The 17,254-nt window shown below is 64.5% G+C and carries 12 protein-coding genes; 7 read left to right on the top strand and 5 right to left on the bottom strand.

Annotated features, from left to right (window positions below):
- Window positions 1-106 precede the first annotated feature (106 nt).
- The 4 genes from aspS to ABC977_RS16305 form a co-directional block, all read right to left on the bottom strand.
- Window positions 107-1,885 (bottom strand): aspartate--tRNA ligase, encoded by a 1,779-nt coding sequence (aspS, locus tag ABC977_RS16320; RefSeq protein ID WP_369668344.1) that lies wholly within the window; start codon window positions 1,883-1,885, stop codon window positions 107-109.
- Window positions 1,886-1,933: 48 nt separating this feature from the next.
- On the bottom strand, window positions 1,934-10,705 hold the full coding sequence (locus ABC977_RS16315) for a glycoside hydrolase family 94 protein (protein ID WP_369668343.1): 8,772 nt from the start codon (window positions 10,703-10,705) through the stop codon (window positions 1,934-1,936).
- A gap of 295 nt (window positions 10,706-11,000) precedes the next feature.
- The gene (locus tag ABC977_RS16310) at window positions 11,001-11,159 is read right to left on the bottom strand and encodes a hypothetical protein (protein WP_369668342.1); all 159 of its coding nucleotides are present in this window, start codon (window positions 11,157-11,159) and stop codon (window positions 11,001-11,003) included.
- 40 nt (window positions 11,160-11,199) lie between these two features.
- A complete protein-coding gene (locus ABC977_RS16305; protein ID WP_369668341.1) occupies window positions 11,200-11,388 on the bottom strand; it encodes a Thivi_2564 family membrane protein in 189 nt (62 codons plus the stop codon).
- Window positions 11,389-11,856: 468 nt separating this feature from the next.
- Between ABC977_RS16305 and ABC977_RS16300 the strand changes: the two genes are divergently transcribed.
- The 7 genes from ABC977_RS16300 to ABC977_RS16270 all read left to right on the top strand — a co-directional run bounded on the left by ABC977_RS16300 (window position 11,857) and on the right by ABC977_RS16270 (window position 16,608).
- On the top strand, window positions 11,857-12,087 hold the full coding sequence (locus tag ABC977_RS16300; protein ID WP_369668340.1) for a CsbD family protein: 231 nt from the start codon (window positions 11,857-11,859) through the stop codon (window positions 12,085-12,087).
- Window positions 12,088-12,307: 220 nt separating this feature from the next.
- Complete coding sequence (locus ABC977_RS16295) at window positions 12,308-12,466, top strand: DUF3309 family protein (protein ID WP_369668339.1); 159 nt, start codon at window positions 12,308-12,310, stop codon at window positions 12,464-12,466.
- A gap of 61 nt (window positions 12,467-12,527) precedes the next feature.
- Window positions 12,528-12,941 (top strand): BON domain-containing protein, encoded by a 414-nt coding sequence (locus tag ABC977_RS16290; protein ID WP_369668338.1) that lies wholly within the window; start codon window positions 12,528-12,530, stop codon window positions 12,939-12,941.
- A 43-nt stretch (window positions 12,942-12,984) separates the two neighbouring features.
- A complete protein-coding gene (locus ABC977_RS16285; RefSeq protein WP_369668337.1) occupies window positions 12,985-14,058 on the top strand; it encodes a DUF2333 family protein in 1,074 nt (357 codons plus the stop codon).
- A gap of 197 nt (window positions 14,059-14,255) precedes the next feature.
- A complete protein-coding gene (locus ABC977_RS16280; protein WP_369668336.1) occupies window positions 14,256-14,858 on the top strand; it encodes a carboxypeptidase regulatory-like domain-containing protein in 603 nt (200 codons plus the stop codon).
- Between the two features lie 123 nt (window positions 14,859-14,981).
- Window positions 14,982-15,389: a hypothetical protein gene (locus tag ABC977_RS16275; protein WP_369668335.1), complete on the top strand. Its 408-nt coding sequence runs from the start codon at window positions 14,982-14,984 to the stop codon at window positions 15,387-15,389.
- On the top strand, window positions 15,370-16,608 hold the full coding sequence (locus ABC977_RS16270) for a DesA family fatty acid desaturase (RefSeq protein WP_369668334.1): 1,239 nt from the start codon (window positions 15,370-15,372) through the stop codon (window positions 16,606-16,608). The genes ABC977_RS16275 and ABC977_RS16270 overlap by 20 nt, the downstream gene beginning before the upstream one ends.
- Here ABC977_RS16270 and ABC977_RS16265 read toward each other — a convergent pair.
- On the bottom strand, window positions 16,563-17,254 hold a 692-nt coding region (locus ABC977_RS16265), incomplete at its 5' end, for a Crp/Fnr family transcriptional regulator (protein WP_369668333.1). The two genes, ABC977_RS16270 and ABC977_RS16265, sit on opposite strands and share 46 nt — an antisense overlap.

Below are 17,254 nucleotides of genomic sequence, written 5' to 3'. Positions count from 1 at the left end.
ACGTCAGGATACAAGGCCCCAACGATTGATTGTCTCGAAATGCAACCCTCGACAAAGTTCTTGCGTTCCCGTCACACGGCCGTCGGTGGCCCGGCCACGGGAGTCGTCACGTCCTGGCTTTCAGACGGAGCGACAACTCATTGAGCTGGGCCGCATCGACCTCGGACGGGGCCGCGGTCAACAGGCACGCGGCGCTTTGCGTCTTCGGGAAGGCCATCACGTCGCGGATCGAGTCGGCGCCGGTCATCAGCATGACCAGCCGATCGAGCCCGAAGGCGATGCCACCATGGGGCGGACAGCCGTACTTCAGCGCCTTGAGCAGGAAACCGAAGCGATCCTCGGCCTGTTCGTCGCTGATGTTCAGGAGCTGGAAGATGCGCCGCTGCACGGCCTCGCGATGGATACGGATCGAACCGCCGCCGATCTCGGTGCCGTTCAGGACCAGGTCGTAGGCGCGGGACTGACAGGCCCCCGGATCCGTGTCGAGGCGGTCCAGCTGGTCTTCTTTCGGCGCCGTGAAGGGGTGATGCAAGGCCATCCAGCGGCCCGTCTGCGCGTCGCGCTCGAACATCGGGAAGTCGACGACCCACAGCGGATGCCATCCAGTCGCCGCGAGCCCGCAGTCGTGCCCGAGCTTGACCCGCAGCGCACCGAGCGCCTCGTTGACGACATGGGCCTTGTCGGCGCCGAAGAAGATCAGGTCGCCATCGGTCGCGCTGGTGCGGGCCATGATGCCGGATACGGCCTCGTCCGGCAGGAACTTGAGGATCGGCGATTGCAGGCCGTCGCGACCACGGGCCGTCCAGTCGTTGACCTTGATATAGGCCAGCCCCTTGGCGCCGTAGATGCCGACGAACTTCGTGTAGTCGTCGATCTCCTTGCGCGACAGCTCGCCACCACGCGGCAGCCGCAGCGCCGCGACGCGGCCCTCGGGGTCGGTCGCCGGCCCGGCGAAGACCTTGAAGTCGACACCCTGCAACAGATCGGCGACATCGACCAGCTCGAGCGGTACGCGCAGGTCCGGCCGATCCGAGCCGAAGCGGCGGATCGCCTCCTGATAGGTCAGCCGCGGCAAGGGATCGGGCAGCTCGACATCGAGCACCGCGCGGAACAGACCCCGGAACATCTGTTCCATCAGCCCCATCAGCTCGTCCTCGGTCATGAAGGAGACCTCGATATCGAGCTGCGTGAACTCAGGCTGCCGGTCCGCGCGCAGATCCTCGTCGCGAAAGCAGCGGGCGATCTGGTAATAGCGATCGAGGCCCGACATCATCAGCAACTGCTTGAAGAGCTGCGGCGATTGAGGCAGCGCGAAGAACTGGCCCGGGTAGGTACGGCTCGGCACCAGGTAGTCGCGGGCGCCCTCCGGCGTCGACTTGGTCAGGATCGGCGTCTCGATGTCGAGGAAGCCCTGCTCGTCGAGGAAGCCGCGCAACACGCCGGTGATCCGGCTGCGCAGCCGCAGCCGCTGCTGCATCTCCGGGCGGCGCAGATCCAGATAGCGGTAACGTAGGCGGAGCTCCTCGGAAATCTCCAGTCCGTGTTCGTCGAGCTGGATCGGCGGGGTCTCGGCGGCATTGAGCACCCGCAGTTCCAGCCCCAGCACCTCGACCTCGCCGGTCGCGAGATCCGGATTCTCGGTGCCGGCGGGACGGCGCCGCACGCGGCCCGTGACCTGCAGGACATATTCGTTGCGGACCTGCTCGGCCAACGCGAAGACCTCGGGCCGATCCGGGTCGAAGACGACCTGGACCAGGCCGTCGCGATCGCGCAGATCGATGAAGATCACCCCGCCATGGTCGCGCCGCCGATGCACCCAGCCGCAGAGACTCACCTCCTGGTCGACCAGGCCGCTGTTCAGTTGCCCGCAATAGTGACTGCGCATACTCCCCTGCCCTGCAAAAAATGTGAGGCGAACGGCCTGTCCCGACCGCTACGGAAAAACAAAGAAGGCTACCTCATGCTCCCGTCGGTCGTCCACCAACGGGATCGCTGAGTCATCCCGCGCGATGCCGTCCACCGTCACGCGGGTCGACCCTGGCCCACCAGCCGCCCGGGTCACGATGATCTGGTACAGCGTCTCCCGGTAGCGATACGCCAATCGGAATCCGTCCCAATCCGCGGGCAGGCACGGCGCGACATGCAGGGCGCCCCTCTCCAGTCGCAGCCCCAATAGCGATTCCAGGATCAGCCGGTACATCCATCCGGCAGAACCGGTGTACCAGCTCCAGCCACCGCGACCCTGATGCGGCGACAGCGCGTAGACGTCGGCCGCGACGACATAGGGCTCCACCCGGTAGGTCGCCACGCCCTCCGGCGATCGCCCATGGGTGAGCGGATTCATCATCGAGAAGAGCTCCCAGGCCCGCCGACTGTCGCCCAGCTGCGCGAACGCCATCGCCGCCCAGATGGCGGCATGGGTATACTGACCGCCATTTTCGCGCACACCGGGAACATAGCCCTTGATGTAGCCAGGATCCAAGTCGGAGGTATCGAAGGGCGGATCCAGCAGCTGAATCAGCCCTAGATCGCGACGCACCAGGCGCGCATCGAGCGCATCCATCGCCATCCGCGCGCGCGCGGGATCGCCGGCCCCGGAGAGCACCGACCAGCTCTGGGCAATGGAATCGATCTGACATTCGACGTTGCTCGCCGCACCCAACGGCGTCCCATCGTCGAAATAGGCGCGCCGATACCAGCCGCCATCCCAGCCATGCCGCTCGATGTTCTCGCGCACCCGGGCCGCCTCCTCCTGGCACCGCTCGACGAAGGCCACATCGCCCTGCATGCGCGCGATCTCGGCGAAGCGCCGCAGGACCTCGTAGAGGAAGAAGCCCAGCCAGATGCTCTCGCCGCGACCCTCCCTCCCCACCCGATCCATACCGTCGTTCCAGTCGCCGGAGCCGATCAGCGGCAGGCCATGATCGCCGAATCGAAGCCCGTGCTGGATGGCGCGCACGCAATGCTGGTAGAGACTCGCCGATTCCTCGGACTGACCAGGCTGGTCGTAATAGGCATCCTCCTCGGCATTGACCGGACGCCCCTCCAGGAAGCGGACCAGCTCGTCCAGCACGCTGGTGTCGCCGGTGGCCAGGACATAGCGACCGGTCGCCAACGGCAGCCACAGGTAGTCGTCCGAGCAACGTGTCCGCACGCCGCGCCCCGATGGCGGATGCCACCAGTGCTGGACGTCGCCAGCGGCGAACTGACGGCTCGCGCAGCGCAGCAGGTGTTCGCGCAGCAGCCCGGGCTCGGCGTGAACGAGGGCCATCGCATCCTGCAGCTGGTCGCGGAAACCGAACGCGCCCCCGGACTGGTAGTAGCCGCTGCGGGCCCACATACGACAGGCTAGGATCTGGTACGGCAGCCAGCCGTTGGCGAGGATATCGAGCGCTGGATCGGGGGTGGCTACCTGCACCGCACCCAACGTACGGCCCCAATGCTGCCGGACTGCATCGAGGGCCGCCCGGGCCGCGGCGGAGCCACGACAGCCATTCACCAGGCGGGCGGCGTCATCGGTGCCGCGGCGACCAACAACGCCGAGCCTGAAGACGATCTCACACTCCTGTCCAGGGTCAAGATCCAGGTCCACCTGGAGCGCACCACAGGCATCCATCGCCGCTCCGACGTTGCCCGACAGCCGCGCCCGATTCATCGCGGCCGGATGGCGTAGCGCCCCGTTACGCCCGAGGAACTCGGCCCGGTCGCCGGAAACGGTGCGCCCCGGGTCATCGACGTCGAAAAAGCCTATCTGGGACGCAAACTCGGTGTTGTACGGATTGCGTGCGAACAGGGCGCCGCTGGCCGCGTCGATCTCGGTGATGACGTGCTGGGCCGATTTCGGTCGCAAATCGCCGAGCACCCACTCCACGTAGCCGGTCACGGACAACCGGCGCGTCTGTCCCGACAGATTACGCACCTTCAGCACGGAGAACTTGATTGGGGCATCCACGGCGACGTAGACCCACAGCTCCGAGCGGATTCCTGCTTCCGTGTGCTCGAAGACGCTGTAACCAAAACCGTGCCGACAGACATAGGGCGTCGCGCCGCGCGCCGGCAATGGCGTGGGCGACCAGAATTGACCGCTCTCTTCGTCGCGCAGATAAAAGGCCTCGCCACTCGCGTCGGTCACCGCATCATTGTGCCAGGGGGTCAGGCGGAACTCATGGGCGTTCTCGCTCCAGGTGTAGGCCATCCCGTTCTCCGAGACGACGGTCCCGAAAGACGGATTCGCGAGGACATTCACCCATGGCGCGGGCGTCGCCTGGCCGGGGGCCAGAATGATCACGTATTCCCGACCATCGGGGGTGAAGCCGCCAAGTCCGTTGTCGAAGACGAGATCCGGCCTTGGCCGCGCCGGCCCGGTGGGCTCGACGCGGCGGTTTCCGGTTGGCCTGAAACGCGGCGCGCGCGACTCCGACGGGCGTCGCCGGTTGAGCTGCTCCGCCAACGTCCCTTGGCTGTCGCTGAGGATGACCCGCGCCACCGTCTGGAACAGGATGCGGTCCTCGTCGGAGATCTGATCCGCCGGCCGGATGAAGATGCCGCCGGGTCGATCCACCACGTGCGCGCCGACGCCGGCGGCGATCAGCCCCAGGATCTGATCGTGGAGCAGTTGCCGGTAGCCGGCATGATCCTCGTTCCAGATCACCAGATCCACGGTGAGCCCCTTCAGACGCCAATAGGCATGGGCCTGCACGAGCTGGCGGACCAGTTCGATGTTGGCCGGGTCGCTGATCCGCAGCAGCACGATCGGCACATCGCCGGACACCGCATGGCTCCAGAGCCCCGATTGTCCGCGGCGGTTCTGGCCGAGCACGCCCGCCCCGGCGCGCAGCGAGGCGTTCGTGTAGAGGATCGAGCTGGCCAGCCGGCCGTAGAGCTGGACGTCGGCCCGTGTGGCATTGAGCTGGCGCAGCACCACCTGGCTGTGGGTCCAGGCCAAATCAAAAACCCGATCCGCCATCGGCTGGTCCTGATACTTCTCGGCCAGGCCCACGGCGATCTCGCGGGTATCGCCGATGCCCGAGATCAGGTCGATTGTCGCGGATCGATCGGGATCGATCCGAATCCTGGAGCGGATGGCGACAATCGGGTCGAGGACCGAGCCCTCGCTGCCCGAAAGGGCCCCCTCCTCGCGCAACGCCAGTGGGTCCGCGACGGTGCGGCCGCGCCCGATGAACCGCATCCGGTCGGTCTCATAGGACACCGGTCCGCCATCCGCCCCGCGCACCACCGACAGATGAAACATCCAGGGCGAAGCATCACCCTGGGAACGGGGCCGGCGGGTACAGAGAATCACCGGATGCGGCTGAAGACACTCGGTCTGAACGAAGAGGTTGCTGAAGGCCGGATGGCTCGCATCCGCCGCCGGCGCGGCAAGCACGACCTCGGCGTAGCTGGTGACCTCGATGACCCGGGGCTTGCGGCCGCGGTTCGTGAGCCGCACCCGGCGCAGCTCGATGTCATCCTCCGGCGAGACGGCGATCTCGGTGTGGGCATCGATCTCGTGGTCGCGACGGCGGAACTCGGCGCGACCCTCCGAGAAGATCGCCTCGAAATGGTCCGGCGATCGGGTCGTCGGTTGATAGGCGGTCGACCAGACCGCGCCGCTATCCAAGTCGCGGAGATAGCAGAAGGCGCCCCAGGCATCACGGGTGGTGTCTTCGCGCCAGCGGGTAATGGCCAGATCCTTCCAGCGGCTGTAGCCGCCGCCCGCGTTGGTCACCATCACATGGTAGCGGCCATTCGACAGCAACTGTACCTCGGGGATGGGGGTGTTGGGCGTGCTGTAGATGCGCACCGGCGGCTGCTGATCGCTGGATATCGCGCGAAAGTCGGTGTGCTCGGCGGCGGCATGCCAATAGAAAGCCGGGGTCTTCGGAATGCGCTCCTGGAGCAGCAACAGGGTCGCCTGGAACCGGGGCGCGGCAGCGAAGCGCCGCGGCATCGGACGGTCCAGCAGCAGATAGTTCAGCGACAGGAGGCTCATGCCCTGATGATGGGCCATGAACGACTGCACCACCGCGCTCGACTGTCCGCGGGGCAGCCGGCTGGGCGTGTAGTCAATGGCCTCGAAGAGGCCGAAGCGGCCGGCCAGCCCGGCCGCGGCCAGGCGCTGCAAATTACGGCACGCCGCCTCGGGCGTCACCATCAACGCGAGCGCCGAGGCATAGGGGGCGACGACCAGATCCTCGGCCAGGCCACGCTTGAGCCCCAGACCCGGCACCCCGAAGGCGCGGTACTGGTAGTTGAGCTGCACGTCGACGCCATTGTAGCCGGATTCCGACACGCCCCAGGGCACGCCGCGCAGTCGCCCGTACTCGATCTGTCGCGCCACGGCCGTGCGATAGGTCTGATCGAGCAGGGTGTGCTCGTAGGTCGGCATCACCAGAAGCGGCATCAGGTACTCGAACATGGAGCCGCTCCATGATAGAAGCGTTGGCGCACCGGTGGCGATCGTCAGCAAGCGCCCCAGGGCAAACCAACCCTCCTGCGGCAACTGGCCTTGGGCGATCGCGACGAAGCTGGCCAGGCGCGCCTCCGAGGCGAGCAGATCGTAGTAGCTGGTATCCAGCCGCCGCTCGCCGACGTCGTAGCCGATGGCCAACAGATGGCGTGTCTCATCGTACAGGAAGCCGTAATCCATCCGCGCCAGATCCCCAGCCTGCCGGGCCAGGTCTTCGAGCGCGGCGATCCGTTCGTGGGCGCGGCGGCTGGCGAGCTGGAGGTGCTGACCGGGCATGACGCCTCCATCGCACGCCTCGGTGGTCATGGCCGAGCCTGGCCGTGGCCCCGCGACTGGCGATGCCTGCCCTGGCAGGCGGGCCAACTGGTTCAGGGTCAAGCCGGCGTCGAGCCGTTCCAGGGCGGGGTGCTCCTCGCGCGCCATTGCCGGCAAGGCCAGCCAGGGGGCGAGAAACAGCATCTCATCCAGCATGTCGCGGCATTGCCGGGCCAGAGCCTGGGCCCAGTGGCTCGCGTCGCCGCCCGCCTTCCCAGGCAGGCCGCGAGCCCCCTCCTCGGCCTGGCTCGATAGGGCCGCGAGGCACTCGTGGGCCGCCGCCAGCGTGGTCGGGCGCCCCTCGATGGCCGAGTCCAGGGTCCTCTGAAACCGCGTGAGCGAGGCCGGCATGGCCTCGGCGAGCACGTCGACCAGGATCCCGCAGGTATCGCGGATCCCCTCCAACCAGCGCGGCCCCAGGATCGGCGCGTCGGCCAGCGCGAGCAAGCCGGGCTGCAGGGTCAGCAGATGGCCGGCGAGATTGCCGCTGTCGACCGAGGAGATATAGTGCGGCGGCAACGGCTGGCGCGACCGGGTGTCGTACCAGTTGTAAAAGTGGCCGCGATACCGTTCCAGACCGGCCATGCTGTCCAGCGCTCCGGCCGTGCGTTCGACGAGTCGCCCAGCCGGCAGGTAGCCGAAGTCGTAGGCGGCCAGATTCGCCAGCAGCGACAGTCCCATATTGGTTGGCGAGGTACGATGCGCGACCCTGGCCACCGGGTGATCCTGCACGTTGTCCGGCGGCAGCCATTGGTCCTCGGGGCGGACGTAGGTCTCGAAAAAGCCCCAGGTCTTGCGGGCCAGATGGCGCAGAAAGAGGTCCTGATCGGCGCTCAGCCGCACCGGGGTTTCGCTCAGCGGGCGGCTCAGCCACCAGGCGATCGCCGGGGATCCCAGCCATAGCAGCAGGATCGGCGCCGCCACCGCCAGCGCGGCCGGATTGACCATCGCCAACCCCAAGGCCGTGAACAAAGCGAGCGCCGGGGCGATGAGCATCATCCGATAGAAACCGATGAGATCGTGGTGCTGGCGCTGGAAATCGCCCGAGGAGGTCCACTCGAGCAGGCGCCGATGGGTAATCCGCATCCGCCACACCGTTCGAAACGCCGCATCCAGGCTGAAGAAGGCTTCGTAGGGAAGGCAGGCAACCGTGAAGGTCGCCTGCGTCAATTGGTGGCCGGCCGCACGGGCCGCCGATGCCAGATGGGCGCGCCAGCCGATATCGCCGGGCTTGCCCAAGGAATTCAGGAGTGCCGTTGCCAACGCCGGGATCAGGACGATGCCAAGCACCGCCAGGGTCCAGAGCCAGACCGATGGCAGCAGCATCCAGCCCAGCACGAACAGCAGGGTCACGGCGGCGGGCGCCAGGCTGCGCCGCAGGTTGTCCGCAAGCTTCCAGCGCGACAGCCCCGAGAGCGGATTCGGCCGCTTGACGCCGTCACGATCGGCGACCCACGGCAGCAGCCACCGCGCGATCTGCCAATCCCCGCGGATCCAGCGGTACCGTCGGCTCACGTCCGCGCCATAGCAGACCGGATGGTCCTCGTACAGCCGGACATCGCTCAGCAGCCCCGAGCGGGCATAGCACCCCTCGAGCAGGTCGTGACTGAGGATCTGGTTCTCGGGGAAGCGCCCGTCGAGGGCCTGCTCGAAGGCATCGACATCGTAAATCCCCTTCCCGATGAAGGATCCTTCCTGAAACCAATCCTGGTAAACGTCAGATACCGTTTGTGTATAGGGGTCGATGCCCGCATCTCTGCTGTGCAGCCGCGCGTACCGTGACCGGTTGGCACCGGGCAGGCTCGCGGCGACGCGCGGCTGCAGGATCCCGTAGCCCACGTCAACCCGCTGCCGGCGCTCGTCGTAGTGCGCCCGATTCAGCGGGTGGATCATGGTGCCGACCAGCTCCCGCGCTGCATCGCGCGGGAGCTGGGTGTCGGTGTCGAGCGTGATCACGTAGCGGATACCGAGCAGGATGGCCGTGTCGCCAACGATCCGCGAGAAGCGTTCCCCGGCCTTGCCGCGCAGCAGCGCGTTGAGATCGGCCAGTTTGCCCCGCTTGCGCTCGTAGCCCATCCAGACACCCTCCGCCGCATTCCACAACCGAGGACGATGGAACAGGAAGAAGGCGTCTCCGTCGGACCGTGGATACTTGTCGTTCAGCGCCGCGATCCGTTGCACGGCCAGTTGCACCAGTGCCGCGTCCTCCCCCCGCGTCGGCGTCGGGGCGTCGCCCAGATCGGTCAGCAGGCCAAAGTGCAGGTTGTCGTCCCGATTGGCCAGGAAGCGGACCTCGAGCGCCTCGACCAGATCCTCGACACCCTGAGCGCTGGTGAGCAACGTCGGCGTCACCACCAGGGTGCGCGCCTCCGGTGGGATGCCCTCGGCCAGATCCATGCGCGGCAGCGGTTGGGGCCTGGCCAATAGCGTCGCCAGCCAGTTCACCAAGGCCACGGCCAGATGGCTGCTGCCCAGTGCCGCGACGACGCCCAGCGGCAGGAGCGCCCACCCCGATACACCCTGGGCCTCGACCATGGCCAACAGGCCCCAGGTGAAGAGACCCACAAGCATGGCAATCGCGCCCAGATACGCGAGCAGAGTCGCTTGGGGCGCCTGGCTCCCCAGCGTCCGTCGCGAGCCGACCTTAACCCGGCGCTCCAGCCGCGGGAGTCCATGATCAATCAGATAAAACCCTACATGCGCTGCGCGGGCCGCATTGGCCGGGGCCGCTGAGTGCCGCTGAGCGTCCGCTCGGCCCTCGTCTTGGGCTTCAACCGAGATCCTTTCCTGGGCACCTTCCTGGGCTCCTTCCTGGGCCAGCTCTATCGCATGTCGGGCCACCTCGGCCTCGGGCCGGCGTCCCTTCTTTGCAATCTTCTCCACCACGTGCCGATAACGATCCCGGGTGGCAAACGCCATCTTGTCGTAAATCCCGGCCGGATCCTCGCGCAAGACCTGCTCGACCAGGCTCATCGACTCGACGAACGCGCGCCAATCGGTCGCCCCCAGGAAACGCAGACTGCCGATGCTGTTACCGATGGACACCTGATCCGCCGCCTGCTGCTGATTCTCCATCTGCACCAGTTGCTCGATCGTTAGGCCCGACTCGGCGAGCTGTTGCTCGATCCAGTTCAACGGCAGGGCCAATGCAGGACTCTGGCCTTGCAGACGGCGGGCCATCTCTGCCACGAAGCAGCTCGACATCGGAGGGTCCGATCGGGCCATGTCGGCGATCGTCAGGATCAGACTTTTCGGGTCGCGCTCGACCATTTCCGTCATTTCGTCGGCCCACCGATCAGCCAGATTCTGATCGGTTCGGGTGGCGGCAACCTGGTCCGCAACGCGGCGGAGATTCTCGATCAAGGCCAGGCGCAGCATGATCGGAATCGCCCACAATTCGCCCAGATCGAGGGGGGTTACCCGCTGATAGGCCGCGACGAAACGACTGAGATTCTCCGAGTCCACCCGGCCATCGCCGTGGGCGATGATCTCCAGGGCGATGTCGTAGACCCGCGGCAAACCAGCCGATGAACCGCCCCGCAGACGCGGCAGTGCCCGGCTATAGCCCTTTGGCAGGTGCCGCTTGGCGGTGCTAATCTGTTCTTCGATCAGATAGAAGTTATCGAGCAGCCATTCCCCGGCCGGCACGATCCGGCGGTTCTCACCGATGGCCGTCACCAGCAGCTGCGATACGCCGATCAGAATCCGTTCATTCTCGGTGAGCCGATCGAGAAGTCGATCCGGACCGGAGCCAAGCAGCAACGGATGTGACGTGGCGAGACGCCTGCCCCGCTGCTCCATCTGGACGGCACTGAACAGCTCCGAGCGGATCGGTGGCTTATCGACGATGCCTTCTCGTCGACGAGTGTCTTTGCCAAGGAGATAGTTCCTCATGTCGAGCAGGGCTTCGCGAATGGCCATATCAATCCACCTCCAGAGTGGCCGTCCCAGGTTTCGCCGCACCTCATGCGCCAGCCACGGTGGCCTGGATACCGGGTCTTAAGGGCACCTTGAAAAATTCAAGGTGCCCTTACGGCGGGGCGGAATACCCCGCATTCTTCGTCGCTCAAGCGGCCACAAACGAAGTGAACCAGAATTCTCCTGGCCACTCCGCGCCCTGCGGAATGGCCCAGAGCCTTATCTTTCCAGGACCCCGCCCGCCTTCCCTTGGCACGAACAGCAGAAGCGTGCCGGCCGCGATCGCGGCCACCTCGGGTCAGAACCAAATGATGGCCGCCTGCCGCTCTTCCACCGTCAGTTCAAGCGGATCGCTCCTGGCCTCTTGAGCCTCTTTCGTATAACTGAAACCGCCATAGGCCAGGCCCAATACCCCAGACAGGATCAGCGCGATCGCGAGAATCTTCCACCCGCTCATATCACTCTCCTGTGACGTATAGGACGAATCGTGCCCGCGACTAACCGACGCGAATCGCCGACATGTTTCCCAACACCCCAAACGCAGTCAACAGCCATAGGATGACAACGATGATCACGACGACATTCAAGATCTTTTTGATCGTAGCGTCCATCGGCAGGTAGTTGTTGATCAACCACAGCAGGACTCCGACAACCACCAGGGTGACGACTAAATTGATTAACGGCATGACCTTTCTCCTGTCTCCTGTCAAAGCAGATTCGTGGCGGGAGCATTTCGACATTGCGCGGCGGCCTGCGATCGCTCGAGGCCACGCCAGATCAATCTCGCAGAGATCAATCGAGTGCTAGAAGACTACAGCGGCCTTCACGTCGTCTGTACGCCATCGCACATAAAGCGGGAGGGGTCGCGAGCGCGATAAGAAAATGGCCGCAAGACGCGAAAAGATCGCCCTACGTACGCTACCGCACAGAACGGGCGGCCGATGAAGTGTGAAACTGTCGCCACTGTCGGGTTCATCCCATCCGGACTGACGCTGCGAGCCCAAGCGCCGAAGCGAAGCGAAACGCGGATGCATCCACGACAGATGCAGGGCAATCCCCGTCCCTGGATCCGGCCCGAACGGGCAGGCCAACGAGACGGGAACCCGGAGCTCGGCGCAAGCCACCGGCTCTGATCAACCGAAGAGGCACCAACGATGAACTGGAATCAAGTCGAGGGTAACTGGAAGCAATTCAAGGGCAAGGTCAAGGAGACATGGGGTGGATTGACCGACGACGAGCTGGACAAGATCGCCGGCAAAAGGGACATGCTCGTCGGCCATATCCAGGCCAAGTATGGGATCGCGCAGGAAGAGGCCGAAAAACAGGTCATTGAATGGGAAAAGACCAACGAGGTCTCGGACTGGAAGGAGGCCCACAACAACTGACCTGATCCATTTCCGGATCTGAGATACAGGCGCATGCGGCCGCGCCGCTCGCCCCAACGAGCGGCGCCTTTCGCTCCCGACCAGGGCAGGTTTCACCCAACCCTTGACCAGTCGATAGCCCTGCCCACAGCCGGAAAGCCAATGCCGATCGACAGAGCAGGAGCGATTGCATCGAAAATAGCTTTATCATCAACGTCATATCAATGACAGGGGTACGAACATGTCACTCGGCACAATCCTGCTGATCGTTCTGATCCTGATTCTGGTAGGCGTACTCCCGACCTGGCCCCACAGCCGAGCCTGGGGTTATACACCCAGCGGCGCGATCGGGCTGGCGGTCGTTGTCTTGCTGATTCTCCTCCTGGTGGGCAGGATCTAGCCGTGAGCTCCTTAAGACAAGGCCGTTAGAAGACCTTTCAATCTACCGAGGAAACGACGTCATGAATTCGTCCACGCGTGTTTCGCTTATCGCCTCTCTGACACTCGCCCTCGCATTCGCAACGGCGGGATGTCAACAAGAGGGGCCTGCTGAAAGGACCGGGCAGAAGATCGACCAAGCGGCGGAGGAGACCGGGGCGAAGATGGAGGGTGCTAAGGACACGCTCGGCGAGAAGGCCGATAGGACTGGTCAGTATCTAGACGACGCCATGATTACGGCCAAGGTCAAGGCGGAGATACTCGCCGACCCCTTGCTCGAGGTACTCCAGATCAGCGTGACCACGACGAATGGCACTGTGAATCTCAGCGGGGTCGTCGACTCGCAGCAAAGCCTCGACAGAATCCTGGAGATCGCCCATGACCTCGACGGCGTGAGATCGGTCGAAAGCGAACTCGTCGTGGAAGGTTCGGAATAGCAACATTTTCACCATGTGCATTAGTGCATTATAGGAGGTTGAAATGGACGCGGCACCAGCATCAAGATCACCACCACTGACCAAGACGGTCGCCAAGGTCGCCAAGGTCTACCACCCCCGGACCTGGAAAGAGAAGGGACTGTGGTGGACCGCCGGGCTCTTCCTGACCACTTACCTGGTGATCGTCATCATCCTGGGTATCGTCTGGTCCCGTTCGCCCGGCCAGTTCGACGTGCGGGACCACGCACTGACTCTGGTCGGAGGCGCCCCGGAGAACCTGGTAACGGGCACCATGACCACGGCAGCGGCCATCGGGATCGCCCAGACCCTGCTCGAGAAACCTGGCGGCTATCTGAGCAATGACATCTTCCCGCCGGGGGTCTACCTGGATAACATTCCGAACTGGGAATTCGGTGCCTTGACCGAGTTGCGGGACCTGACCCGTGCCATGCGCAACGAATTCAGCCGGGCCCAGACCCAGTCCGCGGAAGATCCCGACCTGCAGATCGCCGAGCCCAAGTTCAATTTCGACTCGCAATCCTGGATCCTGCCGACCACCGAATCGCAATATCGGGACGGGATCAAGGCTCTTAAGAGTTATCTCGAACGACTCTATGACGAGCGGGATGACGACGGGCAATTCTACGCCCGCGCGGACAACCTGACCACCTATCTTGGCGTGGTCGCAAATCGGCTAGGCAGCCATGCCCAGCTGCTCTCCCAGGCGACCGGCCAGGCTCATCTCGATATAGCACTCGCCGGCGAACCGAGTGCCGTGCAATCGACGCCGGTCCCTGAAGAACAGGTGACCAAGACGCCCTGGCTGGAGATCGACGACGTGTTTTTCGAGGCACGCGGCTACACCTGGGCACTGCTGCACAGCCTGAAGGCTATCGAAATCGACTTCGCATCGATACTCGACGACAAGAACGCGACGGTATCCCTCCAACAGATCATCCGCGAGCTGGAGAATACGCAGAAGACGATCTGGAGCCCGCTGATCCTCAACGGTACCGGCTTCGGACCCATGGCCAATCACTCGCTGATCATGGCGTCTTACATCTCCCGCGCGAATTCGGCGATCATCGATCTGCGTAATCTGCTGGTCCGGGGCTAGAGAAACCCTGCAGCACCCGACAGGGGCCCTTGAGGCGTCGCGGAGCCCGTGTGGGCCGGGTCCCTGCCGTCTTCAATTGACTTGGATGTCCGAGGACGAAACGGCGCAAACATCGCTCTTCTAGTCGGATTCGATCGCTGTACGGAAAGGACGCCTCGAGAGAATTCTCAACACCGTGCCTAAACTTGGAGGCGACTATGACACAAGGAATCAAAACAAGCCGATTGTTGCCGCCCATCGCGACCTGCATCGTCGGCGCGTCCATGCTCGCGCTCGCCCAGCTCGCCGTGGCGGAGACAGAGGTCCAGACCGAATGGGTCATCGCCCCCAAGGGCACTGTTCTGCCCGAGGGAACCCTCCTGCCCGAAGAACAGTCGGTGCCTGGCGAGCAGCAGCTGGCGTCCGAGACGGACGCCGCAACGCTCGGGGCGATCCTCGATCGCAAATCGACACCTGAGGGACACCCCTATGTCAGCGGCGGGATCGGTGTTTCCGAGCGCGAGGAGCTCGCGCGGATCAAGTCCGAGTACAACCTGCGGCTGCTGTTCGCCGTCGAGGGTTCGGGGGAGTATCTGTCCGACATCCAGGTGCGGATCGATGATGCCTCGGGCATGACACGGCTCACGGCCACATCCAAGGGCCCCTGGTTCTACGCCCGCCTCCCGCCGGGTCGCTACAACCTGACCGTCGACGCGGCTGGCCAAGTCCAGGCCCGACCCGTTACCGTGCCGGCGCACGGGGCGGCGGAGCGGTCCTTCTATTGGCCCCCTCATGACACATCCGGCGCCATGCCGCGCTGAGAGCGATTTCGGTCACGAGGCCAGCCAAAGGGGGCGACCGGTTCGCGCCAACCCATCACAAGTCCGTTACCGCACCTGGAGACCCTGTTCATTCCGCAGTCACTAAAACGAGGAGGCCGGACCATGATCCAGAATCGCTCTAGATTCGGTCGACGCCGCACCGGGCGAGCGGCGGACACGCGGTTGGAAATGGACTGGGCAGGACGCCTCTCGACCCTTTTGGGCGCGTGCGAGGAGTTCCAGAGTAGCCGAATCGGTTTGGCCCTGCTGAACACCGCCATCGACCGCGACCCGAGACTGGCTGCGGTGCTACAGTCATCGTTGGCCGAGATGCGGCAGGCCGAGCAAGCACTGCGACAGGAAGCCTTGGGTTTGCTGGATCGACTGGCCGCGCTCATCGACGAAACCCGCCCCGCGAGCAGAGCCGGGCCGCCCCCAACCAAACGGCCTTCGACGACGAAGAGCGACCTTGCGACCCGCCTATTCTTGGCTTACGACCTGGACGCCGATCATGCCACTCGCCATCATTGACCTGCCCTGGTGGGGCGTTGTGTTGGTCATCCTTGGCTTGACCCATGTGACCATCGCATCGGTCACCATCTTCCTGCACCGGCACCAGGCCCATCACGCGCTGGATCTGCACCCGATCGCCAGCCATTTCTTCCGCGCTTGGCTGTGGCTCACCACCGGAACCATCACGCGGGAATGGGTCGCGATCCACCGCAAACATCACGCCAAGTGCGAGACACCGGAAGACCCGCACAGCCCGCAGGTCCATGGGATCGGCAAGGTACTATTCGACGGCGTCGATCTCTATCGCCAGGAAGCCAGCGTCACCGCGACGCTGGACCAGTACGGCCGCGGCACCCCCGACGACTGGCTCGAGCGCCACCTCTACGCGCGGCACAGCCGGCTTGGCATCGGCCTGATGCTGACAATCGATCTGATCCTGTTCGGCCCAATCGGGCTCACCATCTGGGCGGTGCAGATGCTGTGGATCCCCCTCTTCGCCGCGGGGGTGATCAATGGCATCGGTCATTATTGGGGCTATCGCCGCTTCGCACCGAATGACACATCCAGAAACATCCTGCCCTGGGGCATCCTGGTCGGCGGCGAGGAACTGCACAACAACCACCACGCCTACGCCACCTCCGCCAAACTGTCCACCCAGTGGTGGGAATTCGATCTCGGCTGGCTCTACATCCGCCTTCTCGAGACATTGGGTCTGGCGAGGGTACGCCGCGTGGCACCCAAGATCCATTTCGATCCGACCAAGCAGCGCTGCGATACCGAAACCCTGCAAGCCGTCATCACCCATCGCTACGCGGTGTTGGCCCGGTTCGCCAAGAGCCTGAAGCGCACGGCCCGGAACGAGATTCGCCAACGGCGCATTGCCGCGATGCTTGGGCTGCGCGAGTCGAAGGCCCTCCGAGCGATCCAGCATGGGTTGCAGCGGGGAGCGGAGAACCTGCCGGCACCGGAGCGGTTGGTCTTGGAACGGGTGCTGGATGCCAGCCCGGTACTGCGCAAGCTGTACGCGATGCGCCGGGACCTCACCGACCTTTGGCGCCGCTCCGCGATATCGAAAGATCAGCTGGTCGAGCAGCTTGAAGAGTGGCGCCGGCACGCCGAGGCGAGCGGCATCGAGGCGTTGCACGGGTTTTCGCAGAAGCTGCCCGGCTATGGTCTACCCTCCGGAGCCGTTCACTCCTCTGGAAATCCGCCCAGGTCATCGGCAGGCTTTCGATAGCAATCCGCGACCAAAGCCTGAAGTCCGGCACGATCCTGGATCCGGATGTGTCCGTGACGATAGCGAATCAGTCCTCGCCGCTGCAAATTTCCAGCCGCCAGCGTGACGCCAACCCGACGCACGCCCAGCAGACTCGCTAACCATTCCTGGGTGAAACATAGCGAATCCGTGTAGAGTCGATCGGTCGCCATCAGCAGCCAACGCGCCAAGCGCCCCTCGATCGTAAGGAAGTGGTTACAGGCAACACCCTGCGTTAGCTGAGCGATCAGGCACCAGGTATAACGCGCCACTTCGCGTCGCAGTTCCGGGCAGGCATCCAGAAGCCCCTGAAAGCGCGCCGACTCCATCGACAGGGCCGAGCCGGCGCCCTGCACCAGGGCACGCACGGGAGAGCGGCCAAACCCCAACGCGACAGGCAATCCGATCAGCCCTTCGGAACCGACCATCGCGATCTCGACACCCTTCTCGCATCCCATCGGGCTTCGCAAGGACACCAGCAGTCCCTCGTTGGGAAAGTAAACGCGGCTAATCACCTCGGCAGGTTCCTGGAGCCGGTCGCCAAACGCGTGGCTGGCGCGCTCGAACATCGGCACCACGCGTCCGAATTCCTCAGAAGGCAGGGTCGCCAAGATCTTGTTCGTAGTCG

This window comes from Thioalkalicoccus limnaeus (genome assembly GCF_041197575.1).
Classification (GTDB): Bacteria; Pseudomonadota; Gammaproteobacteria; order Chromatiales; family Chromatiaceae; genus Thioalkalicoccus; species Thioalkalicoccus limnaeus.
This window is presented reverse-complemented; position numbering and strand designations above follow the sequence as displayed.

Bases quoted from the DNA above. Each gene is read 5' to 3' on its own strand.
- aspS (WP_369668344.1), bottom strand. From the start codon at position 1,885: ATGCGCAGTCACTATTGCGGGCAACTGAACAGCGGCCTGGTCGACCAG.
- ABC977_RS16315 (WP_369668343.1), bottom strand. From the start codon at position 10,705: ATGGCCATTCGCGAAGCCCTGCTCGACATGAGGAACTATCTCCTTGGC.
- ABC977_RS16310 (WP_369668342.1), bottom strand. From the start codon at position 11,159: ATGAGCGGGTGGAAGATTCTCGCGATCGCGCTGATCCTGTCTGGGGTA.
- ABC977_RS16305 (WP_369668341.1), bottom strand. From the start codon at position 11,388: ATGCCGTTAATCAATTTAGTCGTCACCCTGGTGGTTGTCGGAGTCCTG.
- ABC977_RS16300 (WP_369668340.1), top strand. From the start codon at position 11,857: ATGAACTGGAATCAAGTCGAGGGTAACTGGAAGCAATTCAAGGGCAAG.
- ABC977_RS16295 (WP_369668339.1), top strand. From the start codon at position 12,308: ATGTCACTCGGCACAATCCTGCTGATCGTTCTGATCCTGATTCTGGTA.
- ABC977_RS16290 (WP_369668338.1), top strand. From the start codon at position 12,528: ATGAATTCGTCCACGCGTGTTTCGCTTATCGCCTCTCTGACACTCGCC.
- ABC977_RS16285 (WP_369668337.1), top strand. From the start codon at position 12,985: ATGGACGCGGCACCAGCATCAAGATCACCACCACTGACCAAGACGGTC.
- ABC977_RS16280 (WP_369668336.1), top strand. From the start codon at position 14,256: ATGACACAAGGAATCAAAACAAGCCGATTGTTGCCGCCCATCGCGACC.
- ABC977_RS16275 (WP_369668335.1), top strand. From the start codon at position 14,982: ATGATCCAGAATCGCTCTAGATTCGGTCGACGCCGCACCGGGCGAGCG.
- ABC977_RS16270 (WP_369668334.1), top strand. From the start codon at position 15,370: ATGCCACTCGCCATCATTGACCTGCCCTGGTGGGGCGTTGTGTTGGTC.